Source organism: Prevotella sp. (genome assembly GCF_036570325.1).
Taxonomy (GTDB): Bacteria; Bacteroidota; Bacteroidia; order Bacteroidales; family Bacteroidaceae; genus Prevotella.
Window position 1 is genome coordinate 45,829 of the sequence record NZ_DATCYK010000056.1, and the last position, 21,425, is coordinate 67,253.

Sequence of the window (21,425 nt, forward strand, 5' to 3'; positions counted from 1 at the left end):
AATACATTAAATCAATGAGACTTCATTTAAGTTCAGAAATAGTTTTGAACACAGTCTCTGAAAACTTCTACGCGCCTAAGACCGCAGTAGAGCGTTCAGAGATAACTCGTATGGAGAAAGTCTACACAGATATTTTCCCCAAAGTTGAGCAAGGCGCCAAAAATATCGCCGATGCTATTTGTAATGAGATTACGGCCAAGAGCCAATTGGGTAAGTTCTGCGTGCTCGGATTGGGCACGGGCCAGTCGGTAATCCCAATCTTTGACGAGTTGATTCAGCGTTATGAACGCAAGGAAATCAGCTTTAAGAATGTTGTGGTATTTAACGCTTACGAGTATTTTCCCCTTAGTCCGGATAGCCAACTCAGTGCTATCTCACAATTGAAGAGCCGTTTCCTCAATCATATTGATATTCCTGAACAGAATATTTATACCCTTGATGGAACCGTGGCACAAGAAAATGTACAAGAGCAGTGCCGTCTTTACGAAGAGCGCATTCAGACTTTTGGCGGTATTGACATCATGTTGCTCGGTATAGGACGTATCGGTAATATCGCCACCAATGAGCCGGGAAGTATTCTCTCGTCAACGGCGCGTCTTATATTGATTGACGCTACCAGCCGTGAAGAGATGACCATGAGCTTTGGTTTGCAGGAACCTGTTCCCCCATGCTCTATCACTTTGGGTATAGCTGACATCCTTGCGTCACGCAAGATTTACCTTACCGCTTGGGGCGAGGAGAAGGCCGACATCATCAAGGCTACCGTTGAGGGACACATGAGCGACGCTATTCCGGCCAGCTTCTTGCAGACCCACAAGGACGCCCACGTCGTTGTAGACCTCTCTGCGGCCAGTAAGCTCACCCGCATTATCCACCCTTGGTTGGTGACAAGCTGCAACTGGACCGATAAACTCACACGTGCGGCCCTCACATGGCTGTGTCAGGTAACGAAGAAACCTATCCTGAAGCTCACCAATAAGGACTATAATGAGAACGGATTGAGCGAATTGTTGGCGCTCTATGGTTCGGCTTACAACGCCAATATCAAGATTTTCAACGATTTGCAGCACACCATCACGGGATGGCCGGGTGGAAAGCCCAACGCCGACGATACCCATCGACCCGAGCGTGCCAAGCCATTCCCCAAGCGAGTAATCGTGTTCTCTCCCCATCCCGATGACGATGTAATCTCCATGGGTGGCACTTTGCGTCGCTTGGTACAGCAAGGGCACGACGTTCATGTGGCTTACGAAACGAGTGGAAACATCGCCGTGGGCGACGAGGAAGTAACACGTTTCATGCACTTCGTGAACGGTTATAACCAGCTTTTCATGAATTCCGAGAACGAAACCATCACTTCGATGTATAAAGACATCAAGGAATTCTTGGCCACAAAGAAGGAAGGCGACGTTGATACGCCTGCCGTGCGCACCATAAAGGGCCTCATTCGCCGTGGCGAAGCCCGTACTGCCTGCACCTACAACGACATTCCGTTAGACCATGTGCACTTCCTCGACCTGCCGTTCTATGAGAGTGGTAAGATAGAGAAGCTGCCTATGACCGAGAAGGACGTGGAAATCGTACGTGACCTCTTGAGAGAAGTGCAGCCCCATCAAATCTTCGTGGCCGGCGACTTGGCCGATCCTCATGGCACACACCGCAAGTGTACCGACGCCGTTTTCGCAGCCATAGATGTTGAAAAGGAAGCCGGAGCCGAGTGGTTGAACGACTGTCGCATCTGGATGTACCGTGGTGCATGGGCCGAATGGGAAATTGAGAACATCGAAATGTGCGTTCCCATGAGCCCCGAGGAGCTTCGTGCCAAGCGTAATTCTATCCTGAAGCACAGCTCTCAGATGGAAAGCGCTCCCTTCTTGGGCAACGACGAGCGTCTGTTCTGGCAGCGTTCCGAGGACCGCAACCGTGCCACGGCCAAGTTATACGACTCTTTGGGCTTGGCTTGTTATGAGGCCATGGAAGCCTTTGTTGAGTATAAGCCCCTTTAACGGGTCGATCATAAAACGATAACAATGGAAGAACCGTGGGAGGTAAAGTAATCTCCACGGTTCTTCTTTTTTTATAATTCCGCTTTCTTTTGAGGCTTTCCACGCAAATGAAGATTATCCATAACCGATTCCTTCCGCCACGCCGTTTCGACGCCATTAACCTCATGGGCTTTCTGTTTTGCAGGAAAGGAGTCATCATGACGCAGGATTTGATACAGCATGAGCGCATCCATACTTGTCAGATGCGTGAAATGCTCTTCGTGGGTTTCTACCTATGGTATGTTGTGGAGTGGCTTATCCGCCTGCCAATCGGGGGAGGCGCTTATCGGAAAATAGCCTTTGAGCGTGAGGCCTACGCCCACATGAATGACGACAACTACATCCTTCATCGCAAGCCTTATGCTTGGATGCGCTATCTTCGGAGCGCTTCTCAAGGTTAGCCGTTCGTCTTTCGCCGATTAAGAATTTATTTTACAAAAGGTCAGAAATGGCCGCGTTATTTTCAAAGAAAAATATTTTGGGTGGAAATAACGCGTTTTTTAGCGATTTTATAATGCGTTGAATTTCAATGCTTTGTAATCTATTGGGCCATAATACGGCCGTGTAGGGTCGTTGAAAGCCATGCTTTTACCTTGTTATTTGGCTGTTTTGAGCGCATGGCAATAGGCTTTTGATCGGCCCAAAGCGTAGCTATGACCTCATCAAGAGGGCGTTGGTCTTTCCTCAAAGCAGGCTTTTGACAGGTCTATGGGGTGAAAATGACTTATTGCGAATAGCTGTCCCATACTTTTAAAAGCTAAATGACGCATTTGGAAAGAGCATTTTTTAGGATAAAATTCTTTACAAAAAACGTTCTGTTTGCGAGAAAACCGTATCTTTGCAAATATCCTATTATTTCTTAAAAACCACATTGCCATGTTCCATCCCGACGCATCCCAACAGCAAGTTATCAATTCGCAATCAGGTTTCCACCTTGTTTTGGCCTCGCCGGGGTGCGGAAAGACGCAGATTCTTTCGGAGCGCATACGACTGGCCCATGCCGCCGGGGTGGCCTATGACGACATGCTCTGTCTTACGTTTACCAATCGGGCGGCCCGTGGCATGCGTGATCGTGTGGCCCGGGCGATAGGCCCCGAGAGCGTGGGCAGGCTCTTTATAGGCAATGTGCATCGGTTTTGTGCCAAATACTTGTTCGACAACGGCTTTGTGGCGGCCGACTCGTCGATAATTGACGATGAGGATATAATCAGCATTATCACCCGTTATACGGGGGAAGATGAGCTGACCGTGGCGCAGAACAGTCGGCGCCGGCGCGAGTATTCGCTCATTATGCAACTGTCGCACCTGATGTATCAGATAGCCGAAAATCATCCTCGGACCTTGCGGGCCCATCCCGAGAGCCTCGACGGGGCCGACATTGAGGCCATGAAAATCATCTGCAGGGTGCAGAAAATGGAGTTCACGGCCCATACCATGCTCGATATTTACCACCATACCGACTTCTATCGTGACGCCGTTCGGGGCGAGGGCTACGACATGGGGGAGCAACAAGCCGTGCTGACCATGCTCCGCAAGTTTGGCTTAGCCCGCTGTTATGCCGATTACAAGGCCCAAAACCAACTGCTCGACTTCGAGGATTTGCTGATGATAGCTTACACGGAGCTGAGTAGGGAAAGCCCTGCCAACCCTCATTATCCATGGATTCAGGTGGACGAGGTGCAAGACCTGAACCCCTTACAGTTGGCCATAATCGACCTCATAGGCCCGCGTCTTGACGGCAGTGAGCCCGAAGGTTGCGCCCTTTATTTGGGCGATTCGCAGCAGGCTATCTTCTCTTTCATGGGTGCCAAGCTGTCTATGCTCGACGTGTTGCGCCGCCGTTGTGAGGGCCATGTTCACACCTTGGAGGTCAACCATCGGTCGCCCAAGTATCTGCTCGACGTTTTCAATACCTATGCCGAGGAAATATTGCACATCGACCGCTCCCTTTTGCCCACGACAGACTACGAGCCCGTGGCGATAGGCAATGAGCTTCAGATAGCCCCGTCGACCGTCATAGAGACCGAATACCTCGACGCGGCGCAGATAGTGGCTCGACTGTCACATGATTTTCCCGACCAAACGACGGCCGTGGTCGTTAACGCCAACTACGACGCCGACCAGATAAGCAAGGCTCTTTTGGAGCAACGGTTGCCCCATTTTAAGGTGTCGGGCGACGACTTGTTTGCCTCTTTGGAAATGAAAACGCTCATCGCCCATCTTAACGTGTTGGCTTCGGAAACCAACTTCTTGGCTTGGACGCGGCTGTTAAGGGGCCTTCATGTGTTTGAGTCGAACACGGCGGCTCGCAATTTTGTGCGTTCTTTGCTCAACAGGGCCATGCTTCCATCCGATTTGTTGCTCACGCCCGGCATGTCCTATATCGGTCGTTTTGCCGAGACTTATCGTGAACAGACGCTCGTTATCTTTGACACGGAGACCACGGGGCTCGATATTTTCCACGACGACATCGTGCAAATAGCGGCCGTGAAGCTGGTTCGTGGCGAGCGGGTCGCCGGCTCCGAGTTCTCGGTTTATATCCGGACGGAGCGCGAGATACCCGCCATGTTGGGCGATTTGGTCAATCCTATGATTGAGGAACGCCGCCATCATGAGCTCCTGCCGCCCGATGAGGCGCTGCGCATGTTTATGAACTATGCGGCCGGTGGTGTGCTGTTGGGCCATAACGCCGACTATGATTACCATATTTTAGACCATAACCTGCGCCGTTATCTGCCCGATTGTGAGCTAACGGCGGCCCATCCGCTCTATTTCGACTCACTGAAGATAGCCCGATTGCTGCTCCCCGGACAGCCCGGTTATAAGTTGAAGCAGTTGTTGAGAGCCTTGAGTTTGGAAGGAGAGAACAGCCATTTGGCCGACGATGACGTCAATGCCACCTGCGGTTTGGTGGATTATTGCTACCGAAAGGCCGTGGAGATTGTTCCACAGCAGCAGGCTTTCATGGCCGAGAGCCGTGTTCAAAGCCGTGCGGAGGTGCTGGTGAGAAACTATCGGGACCGTTATGTCAAGTCGCTCGGCCAACTTTATACCACAGACCTCACCACGGCCCTGCGGTCGTTCTACGAGAGTTTGGTGGCCGATGGGCTGATGGGAGAGATTGATAAGCTGCCCATGACGCTGCGCTACATGGAGAATGACCTGATTGATGGCGAGGTCGAACCGGTCATGATAGCGCAGTTGGGCCGCCATTTGGTGGAAATCAATACACTGAAAGAGGCCGACCTCTGTGGCAGCAGCGCCGTCAGCGACCGTGTGTTTGTATCGACCGTGCATAAGGCAAAGGGCTTGGAATTTGACAATGTGATAATTTTTGACGCCATAGACGACCGTTATCCCAGTTATTTCAGTAAGGGAAATGCGCACCAAATGGCCGAGGACGCCCGCAAATTCTACGTTGCCATGACACGGGCCAAGCGCCGTCTCATCGTCATGCAGAGCACCTCGAGGATGGATTATCGCACGCGGCAACCCGTGGAGCGCCATCTTACGCCGTTCATGCGCCCACTCTTGAAATATTTTTCCTACCTGCAACTTTCACCAAAGGACTGACGTCTACCTAATATATCTTACTAATAATATAATAGGTGTAACGTATGAAGAAAATAATTTTTGCCTTATTGGGCATATCTTGTTCCTTAGTATGTGCGGCAGCGGGCTTCAACAACCTCGTGAATAAAGGCTCCAACGACAAGGACCGCAGGGTAACACGCATTGTGAAGATAGCTAATTTCGAGAAAATAGCTTTGACTGGAAGTTATGACATAGTCTATACGCAGGCCGATAAGTACTCGGTTGAGGTGACCGGGCCTGAACGCTTGGTGAAGGAGGTGAGGTTTTCGCTCAGCCAAGGCACGCTCAATGTGCGTAGCAATGATAAGCTGTTCTCGGGTGGAAAGTTTCGTTTTTTTTCCGGAGTTTTCAGCTCCGGGCGCGATAATAACGTGGTTATCAAGATTTCAAGTCCTGACCTGATAGCGGCGACGGTCACGGGTAGCGGTTCGTTTGTGGCCCCCCAATTGGTCGATACCGACCATTTGGAGTTGGCGGTCACGGGCAGTGGCGACATGGTTTTCAACAATGTTATTTGCGACAGTTATGTGGCTAAGGTCACGGGTAGCGGCGATTTGGAAATCAAAAAGATTGTGGCGCAGCGTGCGGAGTTGTCTTTGCTGGGCAGCGGCGACCTTAGTGTCAGCCAACATGGCGTGAAGCAGACCAAGGCAAGCCTGCGGGGAAGTGGCGACTTGGACCTTAATTGCTACCAATGTGGTGAGGTTGCTGCCGATCTTTTGGGCAGTGGAGACATCTCAATCGAAGGAACGGCCAAGCGGGTTACACGTAACGTGCGAGGCTCGGGTGACATATCAGACCATACGAAACGCCCTTAGACCATTTGGCTATCAAAGGGTTGTCGGAACGAATGTGAAGTGTTACAAAACAAAATGGTATTAAAAAGTTTTCAACTTCCGAAAATATTTGTAACTTTGCCATGTTTTCAATCGTAACATAGCACTTCATGAAATTTGCAATTATTGCGGCGGGAGAGGGCTCAAGACTGGCCAAGGAAGGCGTGGACTTGCCCAAACCCTTGGTAAAGGTTCAGGATGAACATCTTATTGATAGGCTTATTCGTATCTTCATGGATAATGACGCGGAGGAGATTGTCGTGATTTGCAACAATCTCACGCCTTTGGTGAGCGCTCATCTGATGGACTTGGAGAAGAATGGTTTGCGGGGACGACGGGTTCCGTTGCGCTTTATCGTTAAGAGCACGCCCAGCTCCATGCACAGCTTTTTCGAGTTGAGCCCTTACCTGAGCGATGGTCCTTTTGTGTTGACCACGGTCGATACGATTTTCAAGGAGGATGAGTTTCAGGCCTATGTGTCGGCTTTTGGCCGGGTGGTTGCCGATGGTTTCGATGGAATGATGGGCGTAACGGACTATATTGATGACGAAAAGCCCCTCTATGTCGGTACGGATGAGTTGATGAATGTTACCGGTTTTTATGATGATAATTCGGCGCATTGCCGGTTTATCTCGGGCGGTATCTATGGACTTTGCTCATCTTCAATTGACACTTTGCGTGCTTGTATGGAACGAAAGGAAAGTAGAATGCGGAACTTTCAGCGTGCGCTCATCGCCGATGGACGCAAGCTGAAAGCTTTTTCGTTTAGTAAGGTGATGGATGTTGACCATGCTTCGGACATCGTCAAGGCCGAGTTGTTTTTGGAAAAAGGTGTATGAAAGTCATTGCTGTGCAGCGGGATGAGGTCTTTTCGCCCAATTCGGTGGCGAAAGACAAAGCTATCTTGCAGGCTGTTTGTGACAGGTTGGCACTGCGCCATGGGCTGTCGATAAGCATGATTACAGAAAAGGAGCTGACAGCCGGCCATCATGCGGACGTCTTTTTGTCAATGGCTCGTGGGCGGATGGCACTCAATTTGCTTCAAGAAAAGGAGAAGCAGGGCGCTTTGGTGCTCAATTCCGCGTTCGGAGTGGACCGTTGCGATCGCGGCGGTTTGCAGGAACTGATGATCAACAATGGCATTCCGGTTCCGCCAACCGATGGCCCTGATGGCTTTTGGATTAAGCGGGCAGACCAGTCCGCGCAGTCTAAGGCTGACGTGGTTTACTGTAATGACCGGGCGGCCTTGGCCTCCATGCAGGCTTCTTTCGTGGAGCGTGGCGTGACAAAGTGGGTGGTTCAGGCCCATGTCGCAGGTGATTTGGTGAAGTTTTATGGCGTTAAGGGTGGATTTTTCCACATTTATTACCCCGGCGACGATGGCATTTCCAAGTTTGGTGATGAGGCTCTCAATGGCGTGCCCCGCCACTATGAGTTTGACAAAGCTCAACTGGAAGCGGCTGCCGACTTGCTTTCCACATTGACGGACGTGGCTGTTTATGGTGGCGACGCTATCATAGATGCGCATGGAAACTTCTATATCATCGATTTCAACGACTGGCCCAGCTTCTCACGATGCGTGTCTGAGGCGGCTGAAGCCATCTGTGAATTGGTAGAGAGGTCATAAGTGACGGGATAAAGCAGGACTGTATAGAGCGTAAGAGCATATAAATCAAGTGTTGAAACAGATTCTATTCATATAGAATAGGTGTATTTTAAGATAACAAACTTTATAATGTAAGGAGATATAATGAGTCATTTTGGAGAGTTATTGCAGGCTTCTTTTAAGTCGGAAGATACGGAAGAGTGGTTAGATGTCCATTTTACGCGCCCCATAGGGCTGGCCTTTGCCTTGATGTGGAATAAGTTTGGAGTTCATCCTAACGCGGTAACCATTCTGTCAATCTTTTTAGGTATGGGCGCTGGTTGGATGTTTCATTACGCTGACTTGTGGTCTAATGTATGGGGAATGGTACTGTTGATGTTCGCTAATTTCTGTGATTCGACGGACGGACAGATGGCTCGGCTGACGGGAAAGAAGACTTTGATAGGTCGCATGCTCGATGGTTTTTCGGGTGATGTGTGGTTTGTTTGCATTTATGCGGCCATCTGTGTGCGACTGATGAATGAGCCTATACCGTTTATCGGAGGGCAATGGGGGTGGTGGATTTGGGCCCTTGCCGCTGTGGCCGGTATCTTATGTCATTCTCGCCAAAGCTCATTGGCCGATTACTATCGACAAATTCACCTTTTCTTTTTGAAAGGTAAGGAAGGAAGTGAGCTGGATAGCTATGCCGGACAACGTGAGATATTGGACTCATTGCCTAAGAAAGGCGCTTTCTGGGCTCATGCTTTTTATTATAATTATGCCAATTATTGCAAGGGCCAAGAGGCTCGTACGCCTGCGTTTCAAAAGCTGAAGAGCGCCATAAAGGCCTATCCCGATGGGTCAGAGGCGGCTATCGGGCTGATAAAAGATGATTTCTTGGCAGGTAGCAGGCCCTTAATGCCTTACACGAACCTGCTTACTTTTAACCTGCGGGCTATCGTTTGCTACGTCTCATGCCTGATAAATCTGCCTTGGATCTACTTCTTGTTTGAGATAACGGTAATGCAGGGAATGGCTGTTTACATGCACCGGAAGCATGAGCGGTTATGTCTTGACATGCTGGAAAGAATAAAATAAGCGACTGAATCATGATGATAAAAGGATATATTTTTGACTATGGCGCCACACTTGATACTGCCGGATGTCATTGGGGCAAGATGTTATGGCACGCGTATCAGCGTCAGCACGTGGCGATAGAGGAGGACCAATTCCGTGAAGCCTATGTTTACGCGGAGCGTACATTGGGCAGTCATGCGATTATAAAGCCTGACTATACTTTCCGAAAGACCTTGGATGTTAAGCTCCGGTTAGAAATGGACTATCTCTGTGCTCATGGCTTTTGGGGCGCGGATGAAGCGATGGTCTCACAAAAGCGTGAAGCCGTGCTGGCAGATGTTTATCAGAAAGTGTCAGACATCACTGCCCACAGCCGTGAAGTGTTGGCTCGTTTGAAGGCAATGGGGCGTCCGATGGTCGTTGTCAGTAACTTCTATGGCAACGTGAACGCCGTTTTGAGAGAATTTCAGTTTGATAACTTGTTTGTCGATGTTATCGAGTCGGCCGCCGTGGGCATACGAAAACCCGATCCGAAGATATTTCAATTGGGTGTCGAAGCCTTGGGCTTACCCGCCAAGAATGTGCTTGTGACAGGCGATAGTATCCATAAAGACATTGAACCGGCCCGGGAGTTAGGTTGTAAAACAGCATGGTTCAAAGGCGAGGGATGGACGAACAAGCAATACGATGAGACGATTCCGGATTATGTAATAACGGATTTGAGCGAAATATTGGCATTCTAAAAAGGTGTCGAAGTACACCCGCGAACGGTTATCGTTCGCTTTTTGGTATTAGTAGATAATATCTGTTTGGATATTATAGTTATAAGAGTAGATGATGATAATCAAGCGATTACATATTATTTTTTTGATGGTAATGTTGTCAGTGGCTGCCCATGCGCAGTTGACCGGTACCATTACCGACGCGGCAACAGGTGATACTATCTTTTATCCGAGCGCTTCCTATAAGGGCCATCATATCGCTGTAAGCGGTAATGCCATGGGATTTTACAGCATAGAGCGCCATGAAGGTTGGGTACTTACGTTCAGTGCGGTGGGTTATCAGTCGAAAAACGTGACGATAACGGCCAAGACCCCTTCGGTCATCAATGTGAAATTGAAACCCGATACCAAGACTTTGGCGGAAGTGGTGGTCAAGCAGAAGCGTGGCAAATACAGCCGTAAGGACAACCCTGCCGTGGAATTGATGAAGCGGGTGATAGCCGCCAAGAAGAAAACCGACTTGGCAAACCACGATTATTATCAGTTTAATAAGTATCAGAAGATAACCTTGGCGGTGAATGATATTCAACCATCGGATATTGACAGTGGTTTTTTCGCCAAGCGGAAATGGCTTTTGGACCAAATAGAAACCAGCCCCTATAACCATAAACTGATACTTCCCGTGTCGGTCGATGAGACCGTTACACAGCATATTTATAGGAAAAATCCAAAGTCGGAGAAGGACATTGTGACCGGTCAACAGAGTACGGGCGTCAATCAATTTTTGGCTACCGGCGACATTCTCAATACGGCCTTAAAGGATATTTTCACGGATATTGACCTATACGATGACCAAATCAGGTTGCTGCAATATCCCTTTACAAGCCCCATAGGCAAGAGCGCGGTGGCCTTCTATCGCTACTATATAGAGGACACGGTGTATGTAGATCGCGACCTTTGCTACCATTTGCAGTTCTTACCCAACAACCAGCAGGACTTCGGATTTCGAGGAGACCTTTATATTTTAGCCGACTCAACGCTGCATGTGAAGCGTTGTGAGTTGACAATTCCCAAGCGAAGCGACGTTAACTTCGTGGAAAATTTGCGCGTAACGCAAGAATATACCAAGTTGGGTAATGGCGAATGGGTGCTCTCGGTTGATGATATGATCGTTGAAATGAAAGTGGCCAGCTTCCTCTCAAAGGCCCTTGTCACTCGCACAACCCGACTGAGCGACTACGCTTTCGACCCTTTGCCCAAGCAATTGTTCAAGGGAAAGGCCGTCACTCGCCGTGAAGCCAACGCCAATATGCGTGATGAGGCTTTCTGGAACCAGTATCGCACGGTGGAACTGACCAAGAGCGAGAGCGGCATGGACGCCTTCATTCATCGCATAGAGCAGCAAAAAGGCTTTAAATACATCATCTTTGGCCTGAAGGCTTTGGTGGAAAACTTTGTGGAAACGGGCGATTTGAACCATCCAAGCAAGTTTGATATAGGCCCGGTAAACACGATGATAACGTCTAACTTCATTGATGGTTTGCGCCTGCGTGTCAGTGGTCAGACCACCGCAAACCTCAATAAGCACTGGTTTTTCTCGGGCTATTATGCCCACGGTATTGAGAGTAAGAAGAATTACTATAAAGGAGAACTGACCTATTCGCTCAACAAGAAGGACTATTTACCACGAGAATTCCCAAAGCGAACCTTAACCCTGACGAGCACGTATGACGTGATGTCGCCTTCCGACAAGTTCCTTCACACCGATAAGGATAACGTTTTCACGGCCTTCAAGTGGGCCCGTGTAGACAAAATGATGTTCTATAATAGGCAGCAATTGCAGTTTGAATACGAGCAGGAATGGGGCATGAAGACCACGTTAGAGCTGAAAACGGAGGAAGACGAGGCCGCGGGCAGGCTTTTCTTCCAACCTCTGAACGCTTCGATCGATAGGGCTTCGGAAATCAATAGCCTATCGGAGAAACAAGCAGGGCACTATCTCCATAATGGGAAAATAAGGACTACGGAGCTTACTTTGCAGCTACAATTAGCCCCGGGGCGCACCTATATCAATACCAAACAGCGCCGTGTGCCGATGAATCTCGACGCGCCGGTCTTCACGTTGCGCCATACCATGGGTGTCAAAGGCCTGCTGGGTGGCGACTACAACTATAATTTCACGGAGGGAGGCGTCTACAAACGCTTTTGGATGAGCTCATGGGGAAAGATTGACACGAGGCTGAAAGCCGGCGCACAGTGGAACAAGGTGCCCTTCCCACTGCTGATTATGCCGCCTGCCAACTTGAGTTATATCGTCGGAGAAGAGACGTTCAATCTTATCAATAACATGGAATTCCTCAACGATCGCTACGCAAGTCTGGACGTCAGTTGGGATATGAACGGCAAAATATTCAACCGTATCCCACTGCTTAAGAAGCTCAAATGGCGTGAGTACATAGGAGTGAAATGCCTATGGGGCACCTTGACCGACAAGAACAACCCGGCCTTGGCCCGCAACGTGAACGATCCCACGCTGATGGTATTCCCCGAAGGCTGCTACGTCATGGACCCCAAGCGCCCTTATGTGGAGCTGGTGGCCGGTGTACACAACATCTTCAAGATTCTGCATGTGGAGTATGTGCACCGCTGCAATTACGTTTACCTGCCCACGGCCCATCGCAACGGCATACGCCTGATGATGAGAATGACCTTCTAAATACCCACCGTAATCAAATAAAAGAGAAAGATGAATTTTCTTTTGGCTGACAGACAAGACATTACAAGGGCGGGGGTGATGTACCTGCTCTTGGAAATTCCCGACGCCACTTCATGCTACGTGAAGGACAAGGAAGCCCTTATCAGTGCCTTGACGGACAATCCGGAGAGCGTCGTAGTGCTCGATTACACATTGTTCGACCTCCTCGACATGACCGAGCTGACCATTCTCAGCCAGCGGTTCATGGCGACGCACTGGATTATTTTCAGCGAAGACCTCAGCAGTGAGTTCGTGCGCACGCTGCTGATGATGGGCCAGCAGTTCAGCGTAGTGCTGAAAGAATCGTCTTTGGATGAGATAAGAAACGCGTTGACCGCCGCCTTAGCCCATAAAAGATACATCTGTCAGCGTACGACCGAATTGCTTTTCAGTCCTTCGGCGGGCAATGAGGACAAAGCCAAACTGACCAAGACGGAGACCGAGATACTGAAAGACATAGCCTTGGGGCTTACGACCAAGGAGATAGCGGACAAGCGTTTCTCGAGTTTTCACACGGTAAATACGCACCGAAAGAACATTTTTCGCAAGTTAGAGGTCAACAATGTGCACGAAGCTACGAAGTATGCGTTGCGTGCGGGCTTGATAGATTCGGCCGAATACTACATTTAGTAGCCTTCCACAGATAATTTACTGTCCTGTCATCGGTCCGTTGCCGGCAGGCGAAAGATAAGCGCTCGGCTGTTAAGAACCGTTTTTGTAAAGGGCAAAAGATACGTGCGATATTCGCGACCCGACTTGATAGGGTGGTGAGTATCGCTTTTTTTGTATATGTATGTGTAGGTTCTTGCGTGCGAAAGGGCAGCTTTGGGCGTGTAAAACGGGGCTTTTGACCAGCTCAAAGGGCTGCTTTCGCAGCGTGAAAAGGCAGCTTTGACAAAGTGGGAGCGATTGGGCCGTTTCGGAATAGGCTTGTTTTTATATGTTTGTCAGCGCATAGGCTTATTGTTTTTTCAGGTGTTTGTTTTCGTGATTTTCATGCTGTTATGACCTTGTTTATCAATGGTTTGTCGCTTATGGAAACATTTTATACACCTATCGGAAACATTTTAACAGCATAGGTTACGGCTTAATGTTCACTCGTAAACAAAATGTAATAACGCTTTCTTTGGGAATTACTAATTTTGCATCGTGACGAATAGATTTTCATAAATAACTATTTGTTTGCCGCCGGAGTCTAAAGAGCCATGCGAAATGTGCTTATTCCGACGTCTTGGTCGGATGACCGAGGAATCCGTCGCGGCATGACAAACTAATCTCGGCAGCCGATTACCGGCGCCGTTATGACAAATCAAAAGAAAAGCCGATAAAGTTTGGCATGAAGGTAATTAAGGATTGACATGTATGGCTGGCTGTAGCTGTGAGAGCTGCGTTATGCTGTTTAATAAGTTTTGGGCGGCTTGGGCCGCTTTGGAGTTAGTAGATATATAAGTTAGTGTGTAGCCTCGACATGCTTTTAGGCCCATTTTGGCTTAATAGCAGTCGAGGCACAATTGTTTTTAGGTTAAATTATGTCAATGTGCTTGTTTTGCTGTGGGGTGGTGGAAATAAAAGAAAGAAAAACTCGCTAACTTTGTATTTATATCAATGAAGCGCAAAATCTGATGATCAAACGTTTGCTAACCACTCTTTATATTTTATTCCAAACGCTGCTCTGTGTCGGTTTGTCAGCGCAGACTAAGGTCGATTTTCACCGGCTCAGCACCCATGACGGACTGTCGAACAGTCAGGTGAATTGCATTTTTAAGGACTCACGGGGCTTTCTTTGGTTTGGAACACAAAGCGGACTCAACCGTTTTGATGGTTTTCGTTTCAAGACTTATCTCTGCAAGAACAACGATCCCAAGTCGCTTCCCAACAATGTCGTGGAGGAAATTCAGGAAGATGTGGACGGCAATCTGTGGTTGCGCACGCCTTTGGGTTATGCTGTTTTCACGCCTAAAGCCGAGGTGTTTGCCCCCGTTTCAGCCTCATGGATGCGTTCAAGGGGCATGCGGGGCACGCCGAGCAGGGTGTTTATCGACGCCCGAAAGAACATGTGGCTTGCCGTAAATGGGCAAGGCCTCTACTTTTACGACGTGAAGTCGGGCCGTGCGGTGCTTTTTCCACAAAAGGGAAAGGGACCTTTGGCGTTAAATTTTAACACGATTACTTGGTTATCGGCCTATGATGGCGGTGTCTTGGTGTCGATGAGCGATGGCCGTTTGGCTTGTGTGGACGGCTTGCGGCAGCGTGTTGTTTGGCGCAGCGACTATGTTTCTCGTAAAACCAAGGGCGCCACGGCTGACTATAGGGCCATGACCGACGCCTATGGTAACATCTGGTATTCGTATCAGTGGCGCACGGAGTGCTGGAGCCGGCGCCACCATCGATGGTTTACCTCGGTGTATGAGTTTCTCCGTTCAGAGGGTTGTACGCTTGATTTGGGCGATTTTGAGGTGAAGAATGTCGTGACCGACCACACCCAAACCGTGTGGATAGCCACCGATCATCACGGTTTGGTGGCGGCCAATCTGAAGAACAAGACTTTCAGAAGTTATCAGTTTGACAGCGCCGACGCCCACAGTTTGCCCGATAATACGGTGCAGTGCTTGTACGTGGATAACCTGAATGCCTTGTGGCTGGGCTGTTATAAGAATGGTGTGGCTTATTATTCGCCGGCTTCTTCTCGTTTCTCAACCGTCACTTTGGGCGATGTTTGCACGATAGTGGAAGACCGTTCGGGCAACTATTGGTGTGGCACGAACGATCGGGGAATCGTGGTCTATAATCCCGTGACGGGCATTGTGCGTCGTTATGGCATGGCCCAGACCGGTCTGGGCAGCGATGTGGTCATCAGCAGTGCCGTCGATAAGGACGGATCATTGTGGTTTGGCAGTTTCAATGGTGGGCTTACGCATTACAAGGATGGCGTTTTCAAGGCATTCAAGGTAGGCGATGGCAGCGGATTGGCCAGCGATAACATTTGGCATTTGGCCGTTGAGGAGGCCACGGGCAACCTTGTGATAGCCACTTTGGGCGGCGGTTTGCAGATATTGGGTAAGGAGTCGGGGCGGTTTATGACCTTTAACACACGTAATTCCAAGCTCCCGACCGACTATCTTTCCTCCCTTTCTTTCGACACACGGGGCAATTTGCTGATTGGAAACGCCACCGACTTGTCGTTGATGAATATGGATAACCATCGCATAACCACCCGTTCGGCCACTCGCTCGGGGCAGGTGTTTGTTTCCTCGGCCATCAATCAGGTCTTTGTTGACAGCCGTGGACTTATTTGGAACGCCACGGCTTCGGGTGCGACGGTCTATGATCCCCACACCGACCAGCTCGAAACACTCGACCTCTCATCGGGTTTGTTGGGTGCGATGGCCTGCTCGGTGACCGAAGATTTCGGCCATGCGATGTGGATAGCCAGTGATCATGGCGTGTCGCACGTGACCGTTTCGCGCGAGGAAGGTAAGTGGAGCTTCTTCGTAACCAGCTATAATGACATCGACGGACTGCAAAGCAGGCAGTTCAACTTGCGTTCCATCTACCTTGCTTCCAATGGTAATGTCATCGTGGGTGGGCAAGATGGAATCAATATCATACCCCCTCAGAAAATCAAAACGATGAAGTCGCAGCCCAAGGCCTTGTTCTCGGGCTTAATGCTCTTCGACCATTTGATGACGGTGGGTGAGCCTTATCATGACAGAGTGGTGCTGGAAGAGGCGCTGCGAGACGGTGGCGTGCTCGAGTTGGCGGCCAATGAGAACGCTTTTACCATTCTTTTGGCCGGCGATAATGTCATGATACCCGAGAAAAGTCGCTTCCTTTATCGCCTGAAAGGCTTTAGCGACAAGTGGCTTATGACCTCCGAGGATCGTCCGAGCGTTACTTTTACCAACTTGAGTGCCACGACTTATGAGCTGGAGGTGAAGGTTGTCAATCGTGACGGGCGTGTAAGCGACAAGGTGAGCAGGCTGACTATCAAGGTGAGACCGCCTTTTTACTTGTCGACTTGGGCCATTTGGGGCTATGTTTTGTTATTGCTTATTGGTTTGTATTATATAAAATGGTTGGTGGAACGGCGTCAACGGGTTAAATATCGCATGGAACAAGTGGAGTTTGAAGCTGCTCAGAAGATTCAGTTAGATGAGCTGAAACTCAATTTCTTTACCAATGTGAGCCATGAGTTGCGCACGCCTTTGTCGCTCATTATCTCGCCGTTGGAGGCGCTGATAGGCAAGGAAACCGACAAGGCAAAGGCCGATAAGCTGCAATTGGTCCATCGCAATGCGCTCCGTTTATTGAATATGGTCAATGAAATTCTTGATTTCCGCAAGATGGATAAGGAGCAGTTGCGCCTCCATGTGTTGTCGGGCGACATCGTGGAGTTTATCCGTAACATTTGCGTAGCGTTCCAAGAGTTCGGTGGTCATCGTGTGGCGCTGACGTTCTATTCATCGGTTGAGTCGTTGATGATGAGTTTTGACGACGACAAGATACGCAAGGTAATGAATAATCTCTTGTCGAATGCGTTTAAGTTCACGGACGACGGCGGGCGTATTGACGTGGCGTTGCGGGTTTTGAAGTCGCAAGTGGCCGAGTCGGACATGCTCGAAATAAAAGTCAGCGATACGGGTGTGGGAATCAGCGACAAGGATAAGGCTCACATCTTCGACCGCTTTTATCAGGTTGACCAGCAGCGTGAGACGCCTTACGGTGGCAGTGGCATAGGGTTGAACCTTGTGAAGAGCTTTATAGAACTGCATGGTGGCGAGGTCGCTGTGGCCGATAATCCCGGCGGGGGAACGGTTTTCGTGGTAACGATTCCCGTTCGTCATGACGCCACAGAGGGCAAGTCGGGTATGGCTTCGCTGGAAACGGCACGGGCAAACCTGCTGTTGTCGCCGAGCGCGGATGTCGTTGCGCCGTCCGCTTCATCGGTGGTAATGCCGGCAAAAGCCGATCGTCAGCGCCATGATGTGCTGATTGTCGATGATTCCGATGACTTCCGGGCGTTCATGTGTGACGTGTTGGCCGATCAGTTCGACGTGAGAGCGGCTGCGAACGGCAAGGAAGCGTTACGGAAAATCGCGGAGAAGAAGCCCGATGTGATACTGAGTGACGTGATGATGCCCGAAATGGATGGTAACGAGTTGTGTCGTCAGGTGAAGTCAGATAGGGCCACATGCGATATTCCTTTCATTATGTTGACGGCTCGTGTGGCTCAGGAGCAGGAGATAGAAGGCATGGAGATGGGTGCCGATGATTATATAACGAAGCCTTTTAACTTGGATTTGCTTCAGTTGCGAATAGCCAATCTCATCAAATGGAAGGCCGGTGGAGGAGGCTCAAGTAAGCTTCAGCCGAAGATAAAGCAGGAGGAAATCACTTCCTTGGATGAGAAGTTGGTGAAAGACGCGACCGATTATGTGGAGAATAATCTTGATAACAGCGACATCTCCGTTGAGGCCTTGAGTGCCGAATTGGGTATGTCACGTGTGCAAATGTATAAGAAGTTAGTGGCCATAACCGGTACTACGCCATCGGAATTCATAAGGTTGATTCGCCTGAAACATGCGGAACAATTGCTACGTCAGAGCCAATTGAGCGTGAGTGAGATAGCCTATCGGGTTGGATTTAACAATCCACGCTACTTCTCTAAGTATTTTATTGATATGTATGGACTTACACCTTCACAGTACAAAAAGCGGTATGAGGGAAAGTAACATCTTATATACTTGTTGGAAACATTTGCACTATTGCTGAACCCAAAAGGGCGGTATTCATTAACATGGTGGGGATATTGGGCGGATATTTTGGCGTAATTTTGTAGCATAAACTAAAAAACTACTCATGAAACTCGCTAAAACAATTATCTCAACCCTGCTCTGTGCGATGGTTATTCCCGCAGGGGCACGTTGTTATCAGCACAGTGGCAACACCGTAAACATTAAGGTGAAGAACAAGATTGCTACCGGTGCTAACCTTATTCGCTTGCAGGTTATCAGTGAAGACATCATCCGTGTGGTGGCAACACCCGAGGATGCGTTTCCTCAAAAACAAAGCCTTATTGTTGTCCCACAGCCCCTCTTTCAGGATTTTTCCGTGGAAGAAAGCAAGGATTGTGTGGAGGTTAGGACACGGAATGTCTTGGCCAAGGTGCATACGCCTACCGGTAAGATAACTTTTTATGACGCTTCGGGCAAGCTGTTGCTGAACGAAGCCGACGCCGGAGGTAAGACCTTTAAGCGTTTCAGGGTGCCGGAGAGGGAAATAGGAGTGGATAGCAAACTGACCGAAAATCAGAAAGTGGGTTGGTCATGGCAGGCCTCTTTCGACAGTCCGGCGGACGAAGCGTTTTATGGTTTGGGCCAACATCAGTCGGAAGAGCTCAACATGAAGGGCAAGAACGAGGACCTTTTCCAATATAATACCAAGGTTAGTGTGCCTTTCGTGGTGAGCAATCGCAACTATGGAATACTGTGGGACAGCTACAGCTATTGCCGTTTTGGCAATCCGAATGATTATCTCCAGTTGAACAGAGCTTTCACCTTATATGATAAGAAGGGCAAGAAAGGCAGCCTTACGGGTACCTATATAGAGAAAGGTGGTAAGAAGTTGGTGCGTAAGGAGGACAGTATTTACTATGAGTTTGCGCTTCCCGAGCTGGCCATGGCTAAGGCCGGACGCGATGTTGGCGTAGCCAATCTGCCCAAGGGCTTCAAACTCAACGGGTCGCATGTGACCTATGAGGGTTTTATTCAGGCTCCGCAAGATAATTCTTATCAGTTTATTCTTTACTATGCGGGCTACATGCGTATTGTGATAGATGGCAAGGAAGTCGTTCCGACACGCTGGCGCACGGCTTGGAATCCTAACTCTTATAAATTTGAAGTGCCTTTGCAGAAGGGTAAGAAGTCAAGTATATTGATTGATTGGTACCCCGATGGCGATGTAAGTTATTGCGGATTGCGGGTGGCACAGCCCCAAGGCGCGTTGCGACAAAGCCAGTTGAGTATCTGGAGTGAGATGAGTCGGGATATGGACTATTACTTTATTGCCGGGCAAAATCTTGACGATGTGATTTCGGGTTACCGACGATTGACCGGTAAGGCGCAGGTTTATCCCAAGTGGACATTGGGCTTTTGGCAGAGCAGAGAGCGTTATAAGTCGAGTGGGGAGATAGAGTCCACGTTGGCAGAGTTCCGCAAACGCCATATTCCCGTGGACAATATTGTGCAAGATTGGAACTATTGGAAGTTGGATTCATGGGGCGATCACACTTTTGAAGCAGCCCGATACCCCAATCCGCAGGCCATGATGGATAGTGTGCATGCCATGAACGGCCGTTTCATGATTTCGGTTTGGCCTAAGTTTTATTGCACGGTCAAGAACTATAAAGAGCTCGACAGCAAAGGATGGATGTATCATCAGGCCGTTGCTGACAGCATTTACGACTGGTTAGGGTTCATGGGTTCGTTCTACGACGCTTATGATGCAGGTGCCCGTAAGATGTTTTGGAGACAGATGGATGAGAACCTTTACAGCAAATATAAGTACGGTATAGACGCTTGGTGGATGGATGCAAGTGAGCCGAATGTGCGCGATTGCACCCCCATGTGGTATCGGAAAGCGCTCAGTGGTGCGACTGCTTTGGGTTCATCGACCGAATATTTCAACGCATATTCTATCGTTAATGCCGACGCTATCTACCATGGGCAGCGCGGAGTGAACCCCAATCAGCGTGTCTTTTTGCTGACCCGAAGCGGCTTTGCCGGTGAACAGAGGTACTCAACGGCCACTTGGAGCGGCGACATCGGTACACGATGGGAGGACATGCGTGCGCAAATGACCGCCGGAATGAACTATAGTATCAGTGGACTTCCGTTCTGGGGGATGGACCAAGGTGGTTTTTGCGTGGAGAATCGATACGTTGCGGCCCAGCAATTGTTTAACCGTACGGGTGAGGAAAATGAGGACTTAAAGGAATGGCGTGAGCTTCAGACCCGGTGGAACCAGTTTGGTTGCTTCATTCCCTTGTACCGAGCACATGGTCAGTGGCCTTTGCGTGAGGTGTGGAACATAGCCCCCGAGAACCATCCCGCCTATCAAACCATCGTTGCTTACGACCGTTTGCGCTACCGACTTATGCCTTATCTCTACAGCATGGCAGGCGCCGTACACTTTAACGACTACACGATGATGCGCCCGTTGGTGATGGATTTCGGTGCCGATACGAAGGTAAACGACATCAAAGACCAATGGATGTTTGGCCCATCGTTGATGGCTTGCCCCGTGGGCTACTATAAGGCACGCAGCAGGGAGGTGTATCTGCCCGCTTCATGTGGCTGGTATGACCTTTATACCAACCAATATTATAAGGGCGGACAGACCATAACCGCCGCCGCGCCTTACGAAAAGATTCCCGTGTTTGTGCCCCAAGGAGCCATTCTTCCCTTTGGTCCGGCCATGGAATGGACCGATGAGCACCCGGCCGATACGATCAATCTGTTTGTTTATGCGGGCAAAGATGGGAAGTTCACCCTTTACGAAGACGAGGGAACCAATTATAATTATGAGAAAGGAAAGTATGCCATGATTACGTTTACTTATGACGATAACAGCCACACATTGACGATAGGAGCGCGCAAAGGCTCATTCGACGGCATGCTGACCCATAGGAAATTCAATATCGTTTATCGTACTCCACAGAGCCGCACCTCTGATTTGGAGATTGAAACAGTAGGAAAGATGATTGATTATGATGGCAAAGAACAGCGGATTCAGCTTTGAATCGCTACA

The 21,425-nt window shown here is 49.3% G+C and carries 12 protein-coding genes; all 12 read left to right on the plus strand.

Annotation, left to right across the window (positions count from 1 at the left end; translation table 11 throughout):
• Positions 1-14 precede the first annotated feature (14 nt).
• The gene (locus VIR50_RS04210) at positions 15-2,006 is read left to right on the plus strand and encodes a glucosamine-6-phosphate deaminase (RefSeq protein ID WP_331933889.1); all 1,992 of its coding nucleotides are present in this window, start codon (positions 15-17) and stop codon (positions 2,004-2,006) included.
• Between the two features lie 107 nt (positions 2,007-2,113).
• Positions 2,114-2,446 (plus strand): hypothetical protein, encoded by a 333-nt coding sequence (locus VIR50_RS04215; protein WP_331933890.1) that lies wholly within the window; start codon positions 2,114-2,116, stop codon positions 2,444-2,446.
• 475 nt (positions 2,447-2,921) lie between these two features.
• Complete coding sequence (locus tag VIR50_RS04220; RefSeq protein WP_331933891.1) at positions 2,922-5,618, plus strand: 3'-5' exonuclease; 2,697 nt, start codon at positions 2,922-2,924, stop codon at positions 5,616-5,618.
• 44 nt (positions 5,619-5,662) lie between these two features.
• Positions 5,663-6,457 carry a GIN domain-containing protein gene (locus tag VIR50_RS04225; RefSeq protein WP_331933892.1) on the plus strand — a complete coding sequence of 265 codons (795 nt, stop codon included), beginning with the start codon at positions 5,663-5,665 and terminating at the stop codon, positions 6,455-6,457.
• Positions 6,458-6,585: 128 nt separating this feature from the next.
• The gene (locus tag VIR50_RS04230; protein WP_331933893.1) at positions 6,586-7,314 is read left to right on the plus strand and encodes a sugar phosphate nucleotidyltransferase; all 729 of its coding nucleotides are present in this window, start codon (positions 6,586-6,588) and stop codon (positions 7,312-7,314) included.
• A complete protein-coding gene (locus VIR50_RS04235; RefSeq protein ID WP_331933894.1) occupies positions 7,311-8,102 on the plus strand; it encodes a hypothetical protein in 792 nt (263 codons plus the stop codon). The genes VIR50_RS04230 and VIR50_RS04235 overlap by 4 nt, the downstream gene beginning before the upstream one ends.
• A 123-nt stretch (positions 8,103-8,225) precedes the next feature.
• A complete protein-coding gene (locus VIR50_RS04240) occupies positions 8,226-9,161 on the plus strand; it encodes a CDP-alcohol phosphatidyltransferase family protein (RefSeq protein WP_331933895.1) in 936 nt (311 codons plus the stop codon).
• A 14-nt stretch (positions 9,162-9,175) separates the two neighbouring features.
• Complete coding sequence (locus VIR50_RS04245; RefSeq protein WP_331934516.1) at positions 9,176-9,883, plus strand: HAD family hydrolase; 708 nt, start codon at positions 9,176-9,178, stop codon at positions 9,881-9,883.
• Positions 9,884-9,977: 94 nt separating this feature from the next.
• Positions 9,978-12,578, plus strand: a complete 2,601-nt coding sequence (locus VIR50_RS04250; protein WP_331934517.1) for a DUF5686 family protein — start codon at positions 9,978-9,980, stop codon at positions 12,576-12,578.
• 30 nt (positions 12,579-12,608) lie between these two features.
• Positions 12,609-13,247 (plus strand): helix-turn-helix transcriptional regulator, encoded by a 639-nt coding sequence (locus VIR50_RS04255; protein WP_331933896.1) that lies wholly within the window; start codon positions 12,609-12,611, stop codon positions 13,245-13,247.
• 992 nt (positions 13,248-14,239) lie between these two features.
• Positions 14,240-18,349: a hybrid sensor histidine kinase/response regulator transcription factor gene (locus VIR50_RS04260; RefSeq protein WP_331933897.1), complete on the plus strand. Its 4,110-nt coding sequence runs from the start codon at positions 14,240-14,242 to the stop codon at positions 18,347-18,349.
• A gap of 127 nt (positions 18,350-18,476) precedes the next feature.
• Positions 18,477-21,416, plus strand: coding sequence for a TIM-barrel domain-containing protein (locus VIR50_RS04265; protein WP_331933898.1), 2,940 nt, complete (start codon positions 18,477-18,479; stop codon positions 21,414-21,416).
• The last annotated feature ends 9 nt before the right edge of the window (positions 21,417-21,425 follow it).